The sequence below is a fragment of the Prosthecobacter fluviatilis genome (genome assembly GCF_042655725.1).
GTDB lineage: Bacteria > Verrucomicrobiota > Verrucomicrobiia > Verrucomicrobiales > Verrucomicrobiaceae > Prosthecobacter > Prosthecobacter fluviatilis.
This window is the reverse complement of record NZ_JBHSMQ010000004.1, coordinates 622,449-638,233: the sequence shown is the minus strand read 5'-3', so window position 1 is coordinate 638,233 and position 15,785 is coordinate 622,449. Positions and strand designations below refer to the sequence as shown.

The 15,785-nt window shown below is 59.0% G+C and carries 8 protein-coding genes; 2 read left to right on the top strand and 6 right to left on the bottom strand.

Going from position 1 to position 15,785, the window contains the following annotated elements:
• The first annotated feature begins 26 nt into the window (after window positions 1–26).
• Both ACFQDI_RS14080 and ACFQDI_RS14075 read left to right on the top strand, forming a co-directional pair.
• Window positions 27–1,028, top strand: coding sequence for a CHC2 zinc finger domain-containing protein (locus tag ACFQDI_RS14080; protein WP_377167740.1), 1,002 nt, complete (start codon window positions 27–29; stop codon window positions 1,026–1,028).
• Window positions 1,025–2,389: a DUF3987 domain-containing protein gene (locus ACFQDI_RS14075; protein ID WP_377167737.1), complete on the top strand. Its 1,365-nt coding sequence runs from the start codon at window positions 1,025–1,027 to the stop codon at window positions 2,387–2,389. The genes ACFQDI_RS14080 and ACFQDI_RS14075 overlap by 4 nt, the downstream gene beginning before the upstream one ends.
• A 778-nt stretch (window positions 2,390–3,167) precedes the next feature.
• On the opposite strand, the gene dnaE is transcribed toward ACFQDI_RS14075, so the two are convergent.
• The 6 genes from dnaE to ACFQDI_RS14045 form a co-directional block, all read right to left on the bottom strand.
• Window positions 3,168–7,418, bottom strand: coding sequence for a DNA polymerase III subunit alpha (dnaE, locus tag ACFQDI_RS14070; protein ID WP_377167734.1), 4,251 nt, complete (start codon window positions 7,416–7,418; stop codon window positions 3,168–3,170).
• 6 nt (window positions 7,419–7,424) lie between these two features.
• The gene (locus tag ACFQDI_RS14065; RefSeq protein ID WP_377167731.1) at window positions 7,425–7,877 is read right to left on the bottom strand and encodes a LexA family protein; all 453 of its coding nucleotides are present in this window, start codon (window positions 7,875–7,877) and stop codon (window positions 7,425–7,427) included.
• Window positions 7,878–8,500: 623 nt separating this feature from the next.
• A complete protein-coding gene (locus tag ACFQDI_RS14060; protein WP_377167728.1) occupies window positions 8,501–11,191 on the bottom strand; it encodes a DEAD/DEAH box helicase in 2,691 nt (896 codons plus the stop codon).
• The gene (locus ACFQDI_RS14055) at window positions 11,188–12,219 is read right to left on the bottom strand and encodes a virulence RhuM family protein (protein ID WP_377167725.1); all 1,032 of its coding nucleotides are present in this window, start codon (window positions 12,217–12,219) and stop codon (window positions 11,188–11,190) included. The genes ACFQDI_RS14060 and ACFQDI_RS14055 overlap by 4 nt, the downstream gene beginning before the upstream one ends.
• A complete protein-coding gene (locus tag ACFQDI_RS14050; RefSeq protein ID WP_377167722.1) occupies window positions 12,216–13,943 on the bottom strand; it encodes a site-specific DNA-methyltransferase in 1,728 nt (575 codons plus the stop codon). The genes ACFQDI_RS14055 and ACFQDI_RS14050 overlap by 4 nt, the downstream gene beginning before the upstream one ends.
• Complete coding sequence (locus tag ACFQDI_RS14045; RefSeq protein WP_377167719.1) at window positions 13,940–15,739, bottom strand: AIPR family protein; 1,800 nt, start codon at window positions 15,737–15,739, stop codon at window positions 13,940–13,942. Before ACFQDI_RS14045 ends, ACFQDI_RS14050 begins: the two co-directional genes overlap by 4 nt.
• Window positions 15,740–15,785: the final 46 nt, after the last annotated feature.

Below are 15,785 nucleotides of genomic sequence, written 5' to 3'. Positions count from 1 at the left end.
CCGGCGCAACGAACAATTGCGCCCGCATGCACAACTCGTCCCGCCTCGATGCGGACACGCTCAAACAGCGTCTGCCCGACTACCTATTCGCCATCGGTCACCCGCCGATCTTCCACCCAGGCGGCACCCGCCTTGCGGCACTCTGCCCTCTACACCAAGACACCAAGCCTTCCTTCACCGCCATACTCAAGAGGGAAACCTGGCAGTGGTTCTGCCACCCCTGCGGATTCGGCGGCACGGTCATTGACCTTCACGCGGCACGCTCAGGCAGAAGTGTGAAAGCCGAGTTCAAAGTCATCTGTGCGGAAATCGCAGTGCTCACCGGCCTTAATCCCGCCACAGCACCAGCCTCACCAGTGCATAAAAAACCGGCCCCAAAGCCGGCGAAGACCTCCCAGGCCATCAGCGCCCACGAGTTGGAGCGCCTGACTGCCCCCTGGCGCATCCGGCTATACGAAGACCACCAGATGCGCGAGGCCTTTGCCCGTGAGCTTCAGCTTTCTCCCGAGACTCTCCGCAGGCTCACCATGCCCTGCCTGGACGCCTTGGGAATCGTTCCAGCTGGCCTGCCCCTGACCAAGGCAGATGGCACCCAGTGCAAGCTCAGCAAATCGAGGCTGGTCTATATCGGCGATGGAGGATACAAAATACGAGCCCCTTTTGGCCCTGTAGGGCCTCGATTCTGGCGGGTTGGCGCACTTCGCCGCCCCTGGCGCAGTCACTGGCTGTGCCGCGCGGCGTCCACGATCACCGATGTGCACCTGGTAGAGTCGGAAAGCACTGCCGCAGCGCTCATCGAGGCCGGGTTCAACGAACCCTTTCATGCGGGCACCTGTGTCATGGCCACTTCAGGTGCCAATGGCTTCGATCCCGACTGGGTGTCGCTGTTCACGGATCTGAACGTCCATTTCTGGCCCGACAACGACCCCGCCGGCCAGCGCTTTTTCGAAGAAACCGCCACGCTCCTTCACGGCACGGCCAAGCGGATTTGCCAGCATAAACCCGACTATCAAACCCCAACTGCATGAGATCGAAACCCAACATCGCAAAAGATCCGAAGGACGTCCTTGTTCTTCATGGCAAGAACCACCTGCACAACGCCCCGGTTGAAGATTGGGCTCCGCCGGAGCCCCCCCTGCCCCAAGCTTCCCACCTGATTCCTGAAAACGAAAAGCACGAAAAGCACGAAAACTCCACCCCGGTTCGGGCCGATTTTTCGTGCAATTCGTGCTTTTCGTATGGAGGGAGCAAACCACCCGTGCTGCCAGACTCGGCACTTTACGGCACAGCCGGCGAAATCGTGCGGCGCATTCTGCCATGCACAGAGGCTGACCCGGCTGCACTTTATGCGCAGTTGCTCGCCGGCCTCGGCAATCTCATCGGGCCCTCGCCCTATTTTCTCGCAGATGGCTCTCGCCACCACACGAACCTGTTTACCATCATCTGCGGACGCACTGCAAAGGCCCGGAAGGGCACATCCTGGGCACAGGTGAAATCCATTTTGGATGAAGTCGATACCATCTGGTACTCCATGCGGGTGAAATCAGGCATCGTCTCTGGCGAGGGCATCACCCAGGTTTTTGAAGACGACACTGACAAACGCCTGCTCCTGCAGGAGGGGGAATTTGCCCAGGTGCTGCAGGTGATGAAGCGCGAGGGGAACACCGTTTCTGTACTGCTCAGGCAGGCATGGGATGGCCAGAAAATTGCCGTGCTGCGCCGCAAGGATGCAATCGAGGTTGAAGGCGCACACATCAGCATGATCGGCCACATCACCATTCAGGAACTACACCGTCTTCTTGCCGCTGTGGAAATGAGCAATGGTCTTGCCAATCGCTGCCTCTGGATACACGCAGACCGCTCCAAACTCCTGCCGGAAGGTGGCAGCAAACCCGACACATCCGAATTGGTCACGCAACTTAGCGCCGCCGTGAATGCCGCCGCCACACGTGGTGAAATCCAGCGCGATGAAGAGGCACGCACTCTGTGGCATGAAATTTACAAAGACCTCAGTGAGCCCCACCCAGGCCGCCTGGGGGAGATTCTTTCCCGCTCTGAAGCGCAAGTCATGCGCATCGCCCTCATTCTGGCATTGCTTGATGAATCCCGCTTCATTTGCAGACCTCATCTCGAAGCAGCCCTCTCCTTCTGGCGTTACTGCGACGCCAGTGCCGCGCACATTTTTGCAGAAACTTTCGCCAATGCAAAAGCGGCAAAAATCTGGGAAGCACTAGGCAGTGGCCCGCTCACGATGACCAAGATCCACGAGCTTTTCGGCAGGAACGCCAGCAAACCAGAAATCGAAGCCGCACTCTCCGAGCTTGCACCAAAGATCGTGGTGGAAACTGGAGGTGCCGGGGGTGGGAAACTGATCCGCCGCAAATCTTGATGGATTCTTGTCCCTCCCCGCGATGAAAAGACAGGCCTTGGGGTAGCATGTCGAAGAACCCACGGACGAACACTGTATTACAATCACGAACAATAACTCACGGCACTGCCTCGCACACACACACGCACGCGCGTGCGTACGCGAGGAAAATTCAGTATTTTGAGGAGATTTGGGCGGTTTTTCGGCGATGTCTCGCAGCCCTCCTGACCTCACGCGCCAGCCACTCGGTCTTGATCACATCCCTGCGAAAGGTCTCGTCACTGTCCAACCGCCGACGACACGTCTAGCTGGCACGTAGAAGGCTTGGGCGGCATTTCCGCTGTCCTTACCCTCAAACAGGCGTTGCAGGACCTCCTCAGTAGCTTCCTCACGAACCGCCAGGGCCAGGTGCAGCTTCTCCCGATCCCCGCCGCCACGGACATGGAGCCTCACTCTTTTGCATTCCTGCGTGCCAGTGATACGCTGGCCCCAGATGAAGCCCTCCGCAGCCCATCCCACATCCTCGCCAGCCTCTTCCCAGTCGCTTCCGCAGCCCGTTCCAGCCTTCACCCCGGAGCAGATGTACGCGCAAATTTCCCACAGCCCGGGGAACCTCGGCCGTCAGTCGGGGGTCGTCCCGCAGACGTTGCCTTCCTGCTGGACTGGGCCAAGAAGAACCACCGGTTTGCCCCGCTACAAAGCTTTCAACTGAGCGCATCTTGAGCACCTTAGCCAGGCATTCCATATGCCGCTCGAATACATGACTCTTCCGCTGTGATGAGTTTCCATTAACTCAAATTCACCGCACCCGCGCCTGGACCACTCGCCGCACGTCCAGTGTGAACCCCTGGCCATTCTCAAAAGGCTTCACGTCCCCAGTCACCTGCACGACGGGATAGCGCACGGTGTTGAGGCCGTAGGCGCGGTAGGCGGCGGCGAAGATTTCGCATTCGACGATGCCGGTGCGGTCGCAGAGTGAGATGAACTTCATGGGCTGGCCGTTTTGCTGGAGGTGGGAGCGGGTGACAACAATGAGGCCGCAGATGGTGACACGCTGGCCGGGGTAACGGTGCAGTGCGGCAATGGGGCAGTAGGTGCGCCAGTCCACCTCGGGGTAGCAGTCGAGCGGGTGGGCGGTGACGGTGTAGCCGAGGAGGGCGGATTCATCTTGGAGCCGCTGCAGGAGCGTGGGCTCAGCGCGGAATGTGGCGCGCAGTTCGTCAGCGGGGGCATCGCGCAGGAGCCAGTCGGCGCCGGCGCTGTGGTCGCGGCTGGTGTGGAGGCAATGCCAGAAGTGGGCCGTGCGCGTGTCGCCGAGACGGTCAAAGGCTCCGGTGCGGATGAGGTTGAGTGCATCGGGGCCTTCGGGGTGGACGCGCCGGCAGAAGTCACGCACGCTTGTAAAAGGGGCTCGGGCAAGCTCGATACGCCAGCGTTCGAGGGTGGCGGTGCTGAGGTCTTTGATGCAGCGCAGGGGAATGCGGATGGCTTTGCCCAAGGAGGGCGCAGGAGTGCCGTGTGCAGCGCTGCTGGCCTCGACGGTGAAGGCATCACTCAGGACGTTGACGCAGGGATGCAGAAAGCCGATTCCCAAGCGGCGGCATTCCAGGGTATAGACCAGTGGGGAGTAGAAGCCCTTGCCGTTGGTGAGCACGGCGGCCATGAACTCGGCGGGGTGGTAGTGCTTCGCGTAGGCACCCTGATAGGCCTCGACGGCGTAGGCGGTGCTGTGAGCGCGGCAGAAGGCGTAGCCCTGAAACCCGGCGACGAGCTCCCAGACCTTGGTGATGGTAGGTTCATCCCGCGACAGAGCGCGGGCGGCGGCGATGAACTCGGTCTTGATCTCGGCGATCTTGGCGGCGTCCTGTTTGACCAACGCACGCCGCAGGATGTCGGCCCGGCCGGGTGCGAGTCCGGCGAAGGCCTCGCAGATTTGCAGAATGTGCTCCTCATAAGCCACGACGCCGAAGGTCGAGCGTAGCACGGGGGCGAGACTTTCGTGGGTATAGTCCACTTTTTCGAGGCCCTGCGCACGGCGGGCGAATTGCGCCTTTTTGAGGCCATTGGCCGCGCCGGGGCGGATCACAGAGACGATAGCGACCAGGCGGTCGATGTCCCGCACATCGGCCATGCAGGCGAGGCTGGTCATGGCGGGACTTTCGATGTGATGGACGCCGCGCGCGTTGCCGGTGGCGATCATCTGCCAGACACCTGGATCGCTCCACGGCTGCACTGCGCCTGTCCGGGGTGGGTGCTCGGTGCCGCCTGCAGCGCCGACTTCCAGCGCGGGGAGGTCCAGCTTGAGGTCTTGGGCGCCAAGAGTGATCTGGGTGTCCCGCAGCACAGCGAGGCCGCCCTGGGCGAGGATGTCGAGCTTGATGAGGCCGACGGCCTCGACGGCATCCATGTCGAAGTGGGTGGTGGGCCAGCCTTTGCTACTCGTGAAGGTGGGCGTCTGAGTGCGGATGGGGTCACGCGAGAGTACGACGCCGCAGGGGTGCATCTTGGCGTAGCGGGGAAGGCCATCGAGCATGCCCGCCATGAGCAGGGCGGTGCGCAGCGGCTCCTCCTGCCACGCGGAGTGGTCGCTCTCACGCGAGACGGCCAGCGCATCGGCCGCGTGTCGGGCGTCAGTCCATGGCATGTGCTCGGTAAGGCGGCGAATTTCGTTTTCAGCGACGCCCAGCACCTTGGCGACATCGCCAAAGGCGGAGCGGGCCTGGAAGGTGCTGAACCCGCCCACGATGGCGGCGTGCTCGGGACCGTAGCGGTCGAGCAGCAGCCTGACCACGTCGTCTTTGCGGTCATGGGCAAAGTCGATGTCGATGTCCGGCAGCTTTTGCAGGGCCATGCGGTCGCGGTTGAGGAAGCGCTTGAAGTAAAGCTCAAAGCGGATGGGGCAGACATTGCTGATGCCCAGGGCGTAGCAGACGAGAGAGTCCGCCGCACTGCCACGGGTGATCCAGCCTATCCCCTGCCCTGCACACTCCTGCAGCAGGTGCCAGACGGTGAGAAAGTACTCCTCGTAGCCGACCTCCGCGATGATGGACAGCTCCTCACGCAGCTGGGCCAGGTGTTGTTTTGACCGGCTGCCGTAGCGGCGGCGCAGACCGGCATGAGCGAGCTGGTGCAGCATGGCGGAGGGCGTGCTGCCATCCGCAGGAATGTAACGAGGAAACCGTAAGGTTTTAAGATCAAAGGCGAACTCGCACTGCTCGACAATGTCCTGCGCAGCCTGCACGGCGGCGGCGTATGACTGCTCGCCCCTCCCCGCCGGCGGATCAAAGGCGAAGTCGCCCCGGCGCTTTTGAGGATGAGTCTCATGCAGAAGGGTGAGGGTCTTCATGCTCTGCAGGATGTCGAAGAAGACGCGGTCCTCGGGCTTGCGGTAACGTATCGGTTTAGTCGTTACATTAAAACCCGTGGCGGGTACTAGGACCAGGCCTTCAGAACAAGAGTAAAGCTGTTGTTTTGTAACGCCATTGCCGTCACCCACTGAAAGCAGTTGGCATAGATTTTGGTATCCGTGGGTGTTCCGCACGTAGGCGAGCAGCGGCTCCGTCTCACAACTCAGCTCCGCGCCGATGATGGGCTTGAGCCCCGCGGCGGCGGCGGCCTGAAAAAACGGCACGGCGGCGTGGAGATTGGGGTCAGTGAGCGCGACAGCGGGCATCTCATGGGCGACTGCCGCATCGACGATGGCCGGGATGGTGAGAGTGGAATCGAGGAAGCTGTAGCAGCTCTTCACATTCAATGCGGGCAGGGCGAGACGAGGCGCATGACACGTGATGATCTGCGGGCCGGCGCCGGGGCGCTCGCGCAAGACTCGATTGGTCACGCTGGCGGTGGGATCAGTGACCAGCCGGGCCTTTGGCAAAGTCTGTCGGGGGGAGTGTCGGTGCTGGGAGAGCCAGAGATCATGTCCGCGCATGATGCTGCGGTTTTCATGCCGCAGGGCATCCACGACAGTGGCGAGCCTGCCCAGACGCTCGCGGGTGATGTCCGACTGCTCCAGTGGGAGCATCGCGGAAAAACCCGTCTCATACACCTTGCTGAAGCGCAGGCCGACGAGCCGCACGCTCACGCGGCGCTCCCAGGCGCGCTTGAGCAGGCCGGTGAGCAGCGGATAGACATCGGGCTCCAGATCGGTCGGTTCATCGAGGCTGGTGGAGCGTATGACCTCATCCATGTCGTTGTAGCGCAGTCGTAAGGTGAGGGTGCGGATGCTTTTGCCGTCCTGCCGCACGCGGCGCATGAGGGTGTCTGCCATGGCGCGCAGACGTGCGATGATGAAGGCGGTGTCCGTGGTGTCCTGGCTGAAAGTTTCCTGTTCGCCGTAGCTTTTGGCCTCGGGGGCGTCACAGACCACGGGGCGGGTGTCGTACCCCATGGCGTAGTCATGCAGCACGGGGGCCCCCTTGCCGATCAGCAAAGCCAGCTCCTCGACGGGTGTGCGGGCAATGTGCTCGACGTGGCGGAGTCCGGCGGTGTTGAGCGTGGCAGCAAGCTGAGGGCCGACGGAAGGCAGCCATTTGTTTTCCAGCGGCCAGAGGAACCCCTGTTCATGCCCCGGTTCGACCTCGATGAAGCAATGGGGCTTGCGCAGCTTGCTGGCGATCTGGGAGACGAGCTTGTTGGCACCCACGCCGACGGAAACGGAGAGTTTCAGGCTCTGGGCGATGGCCTTTTGAATGGTGGCGGCGGCATCGCCAGGGCGGGTGCGCTTGGCCCCGTAGAGATCGAGGTAGCACTCATCAATGGAGGCCTGCTCGACCAGCGGGGAAAAGTCATAGGCATACGAGAACATGAGGCGCGAGAAGCGCTCATATTTGTCAAAATCGCCGGGCAGGACGATCAGGCTGGGGCAGAGCTTGCGCGCCCGGGCGGTGGGCATGGGGGTGTAGATGCCGAGCCGCCGTGCCTCGTAGCTGGCGGAGGCGATGATGCCGCGTCGCTCACCACCGACGGCGACGGGACGCCCGCGCAGCTTGGTATCCGCCGCCTGCTCCACTGAGGCAAAGAATGCATCCGCATCGAAGTGCAGGATCATGGCACGTCACCTTTCAGAAAGGCGCAGCAGGGCGATGAGCACCCCCTGGATGACGAGCTCACGCGCCGGGATGAGGTCGGGGTATTTGGGATTGGAGGCGCGCAGATAGGGCACACCACCCTGCACGATGAAGCGCTTGAGGGTGGTTTCTCCGTCGATCAGCGCGGCCACGATGTCTCCATGCCGGGCTTCGCGGAACTCCATGATGACGATGTCGCCCTCCAGAATGGCGGCATTGCGCATGGAGTCGCCTCGCACTTTCAAGGCGAAGGTGCGGGCGTTTTTGGGCAGGCGCAGGGTGGCGGGGTCGATGTCGATGCAGCCGTCCACACGGCCTTCAGCCAGCTCAGGCCTGCCGGCGATGATGCTGCCGAGAAAGGGCACCTGATGCCGAATCCACGAGCGGGAATCGGAAAGCCAAAGAAGATCGAGGGCGTGTGTTTGACGTGGCAGGGGCATGCCTGCCAAATACTGTTCTTTTGAACATTTTCAACTTCGAGTTAAATTCACCGGCCCCTCCCGCATTCGGCAAATGCGGGGGCTCCTCAACTTTGCCCCCTTCCCTACAGAAGGTCTCGTCACTATCCCATCCGCCGGTGAAAAGTCTGCCTGGGCACTTAGTAGGTCCGGAGGATCTGCTAAGTGCCCTCCCCCTCAAGTAGGCGTTGCAGCACTTCAGAACGCATTTCTGGCGTCAATTTCGACCGCCGGCCAGGTTTTCGCGCGTGTCTATTCCGCGATCTTTCGGACTACTTGCAAATATTTGAATGCGGAGTGCCTACCATGTTCCCCTGCCCAAGCCAGCAGTTGGGCAAAGTCTCCGAGGCTACCTCCTAATGAGAGGGCCGAGGTTCCCCTCGCCGTGGCCGATCTGAGCCGACATCTGCGCCGACTACGGCACCACAGACGGAGCCGGGGAAGAGACAGGCAAGGACGAGAGACGGGCTGCGGAACTGTTCATCCGCGGGAGGGCATAAAGAGAATTCAGAATTGGCAGGGGATCAATCACGCGCGGGACCGGCGGGAAGCCACGGGCCATCTCCCCACATCGCTCGACGCCTGCAGAAGACACTTGTCTCCACTTATCCCATTGCCAGGCCCTCTAGAGTCATGTTGTCCGCAATGACGTCGTGAGCGATCAGCGCGTACTTCCAAGGTTTGCCGCCATGCTCCAGAGCGTGTTTGCTGGCGTTGGCACACCATGTTTCAGCAACTTCCTTCTTGGCTTGGACAACGGGGTCTCCCATTTCGTTTTTAGCCTTCGGTTCGAGCATGTAGATAGTCGTTTCAGTTTCGGCCACGAAATCGGGGACATATTCGGGCTGGTTGGCGCCTTCCCGGTAAAACATCTGAAACTGCCCTTTGGCAGGCTTGAACCATTTGATGGCATCGCGCTCCAGGATTCCGGCAAGGCGGCGCTCGGCATCGGAATGGAACTTCTGTGTGGGATACAGGCACTTCTTGAAGCCGCCGAACAGGTACTTCGCCATGTTGCTCTTGTCTGCGGGTGACTGCCGGTAGTCGAGGGGTGCCTCGCCATGCTTCGCGGTGTAGGCGCTGTCCTTGAGTTCGGTGAACCCTCTGCTGATCACCACCTCGTAGCCCACCACTTCCTCCCGGAAATGCTGGTGCATCTGGGCGTGGATGGCATTGGCGATGTCCTTCTGGTGGGAGTGCAGCACCTGCCAGACTTCTTCCTCGGGGAGATAGCTCAGGAAGTGCTTCACGGTCTGGGTGGCGAGGTCGTAGAGCAAATCGGCGTTCGTATCGTAGGAGACATCGTCGAAGTCCACCAGTCCGGACACCACATAGTCCTCCATGCGTTTTTCCCGGGCACCCTCGTTGCCCACGGTCACGGCCTCGCCCTGGTTTGTGTGCAGGTTGTGCACCCACAGGTCCTTGGAGGGCAAAGGGAATTTCATGCTGGTCAGCTCAAGAGTGAAGGGTTCAAACCAGCTCTTCACCTCGCCCTTCGGCACTACGAGAATGCGTGGGATGGGGATCATCTCCTTAACCACGAGACTGGTGGTCTCGCTGACAATGGCCGCCACGTCGATCTTCGGCGCGACGCCTTCCATTTCAAGCTGCTGCGGCTGGTACTGAGCCACCACCTCCTGCACGATGAAGCTCTGCACCTCGGGAGCTTTCAGCGCCTCCATGGTCGGTGCCTGATCAGGCCTGGCCTCCAGCCGCTTGATCACTGCATAGGCCATCTGGGCCACGCGCTGCTTTTCAGGCGTGTCAAAGGCGGGCTTGGTGTCCTTGCCTGCATTTTCCGTGCTGCGCGTCTGGTTCTCGGGCTGGAAGCCGAGCTTCGCTTTCAGATTGGATTCAGAGACCACCGTCGCCGTCTTTTCCTCGGCTTCTTCCGCAGAGAGAATCACCTGCTGCATCTTAATGACCGACCCGGGCTTGCTGGCCTCATCGACGATCTCCTGGAATTTGTCATGGGCGATGATGCTCAGCCTGTCCACGGCTGCCACGCCGGTGCGTTTGCCGTAGGGCAGGCGCAGGCCGCGACCGATGGACTGCTCAATGAGGATGCGGGCATTGGCGGCGCGCAGCGGCACGATGGTGTAGAGGTTCGTCACGTCCCAGCCCTCCTTGAGCATGTTCACGTGGATCACGATCTCCGTGGGCGACTCCGTGTTCTCCACGGCCAGGAGGTCCTGGATCATCTGGTCCTCCTCCGCTCCCGTTTTGCTGCTGTCCACCTGGATCACCTTGTCTTTGTAGCGTCCTTCAAAGAATTCCTGGGACTTGATGAGGTCCACGAGGCTCTTTGCGTGCGTCGTGTCCCGAGCGATCACCAGCACGAATGGCTTCACGATGCCCACGGATGCTTCGCGGGCGTAGGTTTCCAGCAGGACCTTGGTCTGCTCGTGCATCCGCACACCGTCTTCCAGCTTGAGCTTTTCAATGGCCTCAGCTGACATCCCCTGGGGGCTGAAGTCCTTGCGTGTCACCACGGCGGGCTCTTTGACAAAGCCATCGTTCATCGCCCGGCCCAGGGGGTAGTCGAGAATGACGTTCTTGAAGGGCACAGCACCCTTGGGGCCTTCAACAAAGGGCGTGGCGGTCAGTTCCAGACCCAGGATGGGCTTCAGCTCATTGATGGCTCTCACCCCCGCGCTGGCACGGTAACGATGGCTTTCGTCCATGATCAGGACAAGGTCCGGCAGGTTTGCCAGATATTCAAAGTAGCTCTCGCCGATGTATTCGCTGAGGCGCTTGATGCGGGGGGATTTGCCGCCGCGCACCTCGCTGTTGATCTTGCTGATGTTGAAAATGTTGATCTTGCAGCGCAGGAGCTGGTCAAAGAGCGTACCGGCCTTGGATTCATAATCATCCCCCGTAATGATCTCCGGCGCATCCGTGGCAAACTCCGAGATGCCCTTGAAAACATACTTCCGCGTGTTCGGCGTGAAGTCCGTGATCAGCTTGTTGTAGATCGTCAGGTTCGGGGCCATGACGAAGAAGTTGTTGATGCCGTGCTCCAGATGCAGGTAGGCGATGAAGGCCCCCATGAGGCGCGTCTTGCCCACGCCGGTGGCCAGCGCAAAGCAGAGGGAGGCAAACTCACGCTCAAAGTCCGTCACCGTGGGGAACTCGCTGCGGATGGCTGAAAGGGCTGCTGCAAGGTCGGGCGACTTCTTGGAGCCGCCCTTTTCCCAGGAAAGAATTTCCGTGAGGCGGTGCAGCAGTTCCAGCGAATCACGCTGCGGCTTGCGCAGGCTCAGGCGGCCGGAGATGGCATTGACGTTTCGGTTCATTTCTTTTTCTTCGGAAGTTTTCTGGCGGTTTGTTCCAGCTCGCGGACGGCTTTCTCTCCTTCGTTCTCTGCCAGTGCCCGCCGCCTGTCCTCAAAGCGGGCATACTCTTTCTCCGCGTGGGCGTCTGCCTGCTGGCGGGAGCGCGTGCCCGCGCCCGGCAGCACGGGGCGTTCGTTAAAGGCCAGAAAGCTGTCCAGCTTCTCCTGCCAGTCTTTCATGAAGACCTGCCTGCGCCTCCTCGCCTGGTCTTCCGCATAGTCCAGAAACATGACCACGATGCGGTTCAGCTCGTCGATCTCCGCCTCGTTCAGGTAGTTCTTGGCCACGGTCACATCCGCCTTGCGCACCACGTCCCCCTTCCAGGTGGTCAGGCCCATGTTCGGCTGCGTGTGGTCCGCCCGGGCGGTGATGAGCTCCGGCGCTGTCTTTCCCGTGGCGGCAAAGTGCAGCTTGTTCTGGATGACCTGGAAAAACTTCACCGTGTCCCCCTCATTCGGCTGGTAGTCCGCAGCCAGGGCAAAGATCTCCTTCACCCGCAGGTACATCCGGCGCTCGCTGGCCCGGATGTCGCGGATGCGCTCCAGCAGCTCGTCAAAATAGTCCGGCACTCCCGGGCCCGGCGGGTTCTTCAGCCGCTCATCGTCCATGGTGAATCCCTTCACCAGGTATTCGCTGAGCCGCGCCGTGGCCCACTGGCGGAACTGCGTGCCCCGGGGGGAGCGCACGCGGTAGCCCACGGCCAGCACCGCCTCCAGATTGTAGTGGCGCACCTGCCTTCTGACCGTGCGCGCCCCTTCCTGGCGAACTTGTAAGTAATCCTTACAAGTTGAGGCTTCGTCGATCTCCCCCTCCTCAAACAGGGCCTTCAGATGCAGGGTGATGTTCTGCGGCGTCGTCTGAAAGAGGTCCGCCATCAGCGCCTGGGAAAGCCAGAGGGTCTCATCCTCAAACCGCACCTCCAGGCGGGTGCGGCCATCCTCCGTCTGGTACAGGATGAATTCTGAGCGGGGCACGCCTTCCTCGCTCATTTCCCCGCACCTCCATCATCATCAAAGAGGCTCATCTGGCCGGGCTTGGCCGGGGCCTGGGGGAGGTTCTCCACCTTCAGGCTGTAGTCGTCCTTCCCCCACTCGCAGCGCGTCAGCACGGCCTTGGGGATCTTCTTCACCGTCAGGTTGCTGTAGCCCTCCTTCCGGCCGCGGAAGGCGCTGCAGACCACCAGCAGGCTGCGCTCCGGCCCCACCTCATCGCTGAGCTGCTGGAGCTGGGCATGGCTCAGGTTCGCGGTCGTGGTGTAGATGAAGTCCTGCTCCGTGCTGTGTCCCTGCTGCCAGTAGACCGTGTCGCTGGGCGCATAGGTGAACCCTTCCAGCTTGCACACCGCCTCCGCCAGCATGGGCGCATTGTATTCCGGGTTGATGACGAGTTGGTCCCACTTGTCCCGCAGCAGCAGGGAAGGCGCCAGGCGGTAGTAGCGGAAGCCACCGCCACCCTTCCAGCCCACGGCCTCCGTGATGCCTCCGGGGTCCGCCCCATCCACCACCTTTTTCAAGCGCGGCAGGCAGTGCGTTTCGCAATGCTCTCCCAGCTCAATCCCGATCCACCGCCGCCCCATTTTGTGCGCCACCGCCGCCGTCGTGCCGGAGCCGAGGAAGGAGTCGAGCACGAGGTCGCCGGGGTTGGTGGCGAGATCGAGCACTCGTTTGATAAGTGCTTCTGGCTTCTTGCTTTTGGGGAACTCAACTGCTCCTTCCGCGTGCAAGTTATTGGACAAAACATCATCCCAAAGCGTTGTAAGCGGCTCGCCCGCCACAAATTTTCCATCAATACTCTTGAGCTTATCTGAGTAGAATAACAAGCGCTCACCACCTTTGAGGTAGATGTCTGAATAACCATCGCGCTGGAGCTTTAAGATCCGTTCCTTTGAACGTTTTGACTCATCAATGAGCCTTCGTGCCTCAGCACTTACACCGTCGTAGCTGGGGCGCGCTGTACGGATCACCCGGTGCGCATGCTTGACCACAAAGTCATCAATTTTTTCAGGTTCGGATTTCGCAAGAGCACGAGCATCTTTGTCACTCAGTCCCATATGCCCCGCAAAAGCCTTCATCAAAGTGGTGAAAGTCCACTGCTCGAATGGGGCTTCGATGTTCTCGATAAATTGACCGTACCGGTCATCTCGCTCGCGGGCGGTGAACACTCTGTTCGGCGTCCAACTCGCCTTCTTCTTAGCATAGATGAGAATAAAGTTGGTTGTGCTTACGCAACCAGGGTTGATTGACTTGTGTCCCGTTGCAGACCCTTGTTTGAAAGTGACGATAGCAACTCGGTTCCCACGTCCGAAAATTTCATCCAAAAGCACTGTAAGATAACCAAGCTCATTGTCATCAATGTGGACAAATAAGGTTCCTTCTGTTGCAAGTAGCCGATGAAGAATGACTGCACGATCACGGATAAGTCGAAGCCAATCTGAGTGCTCAGTTGAATCGTCGTAGTGCTCGAACGCTTGTTGGGTATTGAAAGGAGGATCGATGTAGATGCATTTCACCTTCCCTGCGAAGTCCTGCTCCAACGCCTTGAGGGCGAGGAGATTGTCTCCGTGGATGAGGCGGTTGTCGAAGAGGTCCCGGTCCGTGACCCGGTGCGCAGCATGGCAGGACTTGTCCGGCTCCTCCAGCAGGATGCGCGGCTCCAGCTTCGGCCGATGCTCCTTGCCGATCCAGGTGAGTTCGAGTTTTTGTTTTTTGATCATGCCAAACCTCCAATCTGCGGAGCTTTCGAAATCATGTAATCAAAAAGTTCTTCTGGGTAATTTTTATTGGGCCTGGCTCGCTTGATAGCGATGACTGGATCTGTGGACAATCCGTAATGTTTCAGCATGACCTTCTCGACAATGGGCAGCGCGCGCTCTTGACTGCGATACATGACGAGAGGAGTTCTTCCGGCAAGCTGGGCTTTAGTTTCATCCCAGAGCGCCTGACGCAATTCATCGAAGGGGACACTGAGAGATGTCTTAATTTTTTCGGTTTGAAACAACAGAGTGCTCGATTGATCGCGAACAATCCGTTTAGCCAAAATCCACGCTAATGCTGATGCGCCATGTTTGTAGGTAAGTTTTTCTTGACCAGTCCCTTGAGACTCTATGTCCATCCGATTGTACGCATATCGCGCAAACCGCACAGCGTTCACCACTTGGAACGGTGTTGTTACACCGTTTACCAGATTCTTGTAACGTTCGGCGAAGATGTCCAATAAACTTGAAGGCTCATTTTTCAGCCAGAGAATATAGCGGGGATCCTTATTGAAAAGAGCTAAAGCATGAATTGCTTCTGAAGCTTTGATTTTTTTATCACTCACTACTCCATCATTTTGCTCGGCTTTGTAGGAATATTGAACACCGAGCACAGCCAGTTCACGTCGAAGACGCTCCTGTTCATCGTCGAGCGCAAGGAAATCGGCTGACTCTACTTTATTCTGGTGATTCCGAGCCCGGGTAACGCTTTTGCCGAAAGATCCATCTGCATCCGCTTGAATCAGGGTGATGGTAACGCGCGCGGAAGAGATGTCGGCAGCTGGATTATCTGCAACGAACTGTGCGGCGGACGAGATGGTTTGAGCTCCGTTAATCACAGAAAAACCTGCAATTTTCAGACGTTTGCCCCCACCGCTATTCTTCGTGCTTTTCGCTTCGATGCGTTCACAAAGAACAGTGACACCATTATTGAGATAGAAGAAGTGATCAGGTCTATCGCGCAATGTTGTCTGAATTGACTGACTGACTTCGGTCTTTGGCCCTAGGAACAGGCGGATGTTTTTGTCAAAGAGAGCACTCTTCTCCTTGGTATAAAGTTCTACCAAGTCAGAAACGCGAATGTATCCAAAATAAGTTGTTCGAGGGTCTGTCATTGTGGCCCATTTGTGGATGGTCAGTTTATCCACATCAACACGACGATTCGCACGGCTTTCCTGTAACGCCGGAACTATGCGCGAAGCATCGAATTCAAGCACGGACGAGGCAAGCCGTTCGTCGCCGTGGGTGCCATCATTGATCAGTTCAGTCAAAGCGGTAGTGGCGTGCTGGCTCATGCCAGCTCCAATATGAGCCACTATAAGTTGTATCGTTACGCAGTCATCAAGTGCATTCTCGATCTCGACCTGACGGCGAGTAAAGTGGGAGTTAAAGCCGGTGAAATCTTGAACAAGGCACTTCCTCACGCCCTGACAAAACGCCAACGCCTCGTCCTGCCTAAACTCAGCTCCTTGCTTTAATTTTGTCTGAACGAGATATAAAGTTTGAGATGGCCCATGAAAATAAATAGCATCGATTCCCACGTCTTCGAAGTCATCGATCACGGCCTCTGAGGCTTCCTTCTCGGAAATGCCAAGCTGGTGACGTAGCGTAAAGGCACTAAATGCACGTGACCTATTTTTGGTTGCCTGCTCTGCGGGCGGTTTAGTATTAGGCAATAGCGCTGGCAGATGCGCAACGTAATCAGATTCCAGATTGGAGTTCAGCAACGTGAGATGCTCGGTGGAAAGGGCAGGCATGATGTTATCTGAAGCGTATTAATTTATTTTGTTTGGCGTAGTGCAC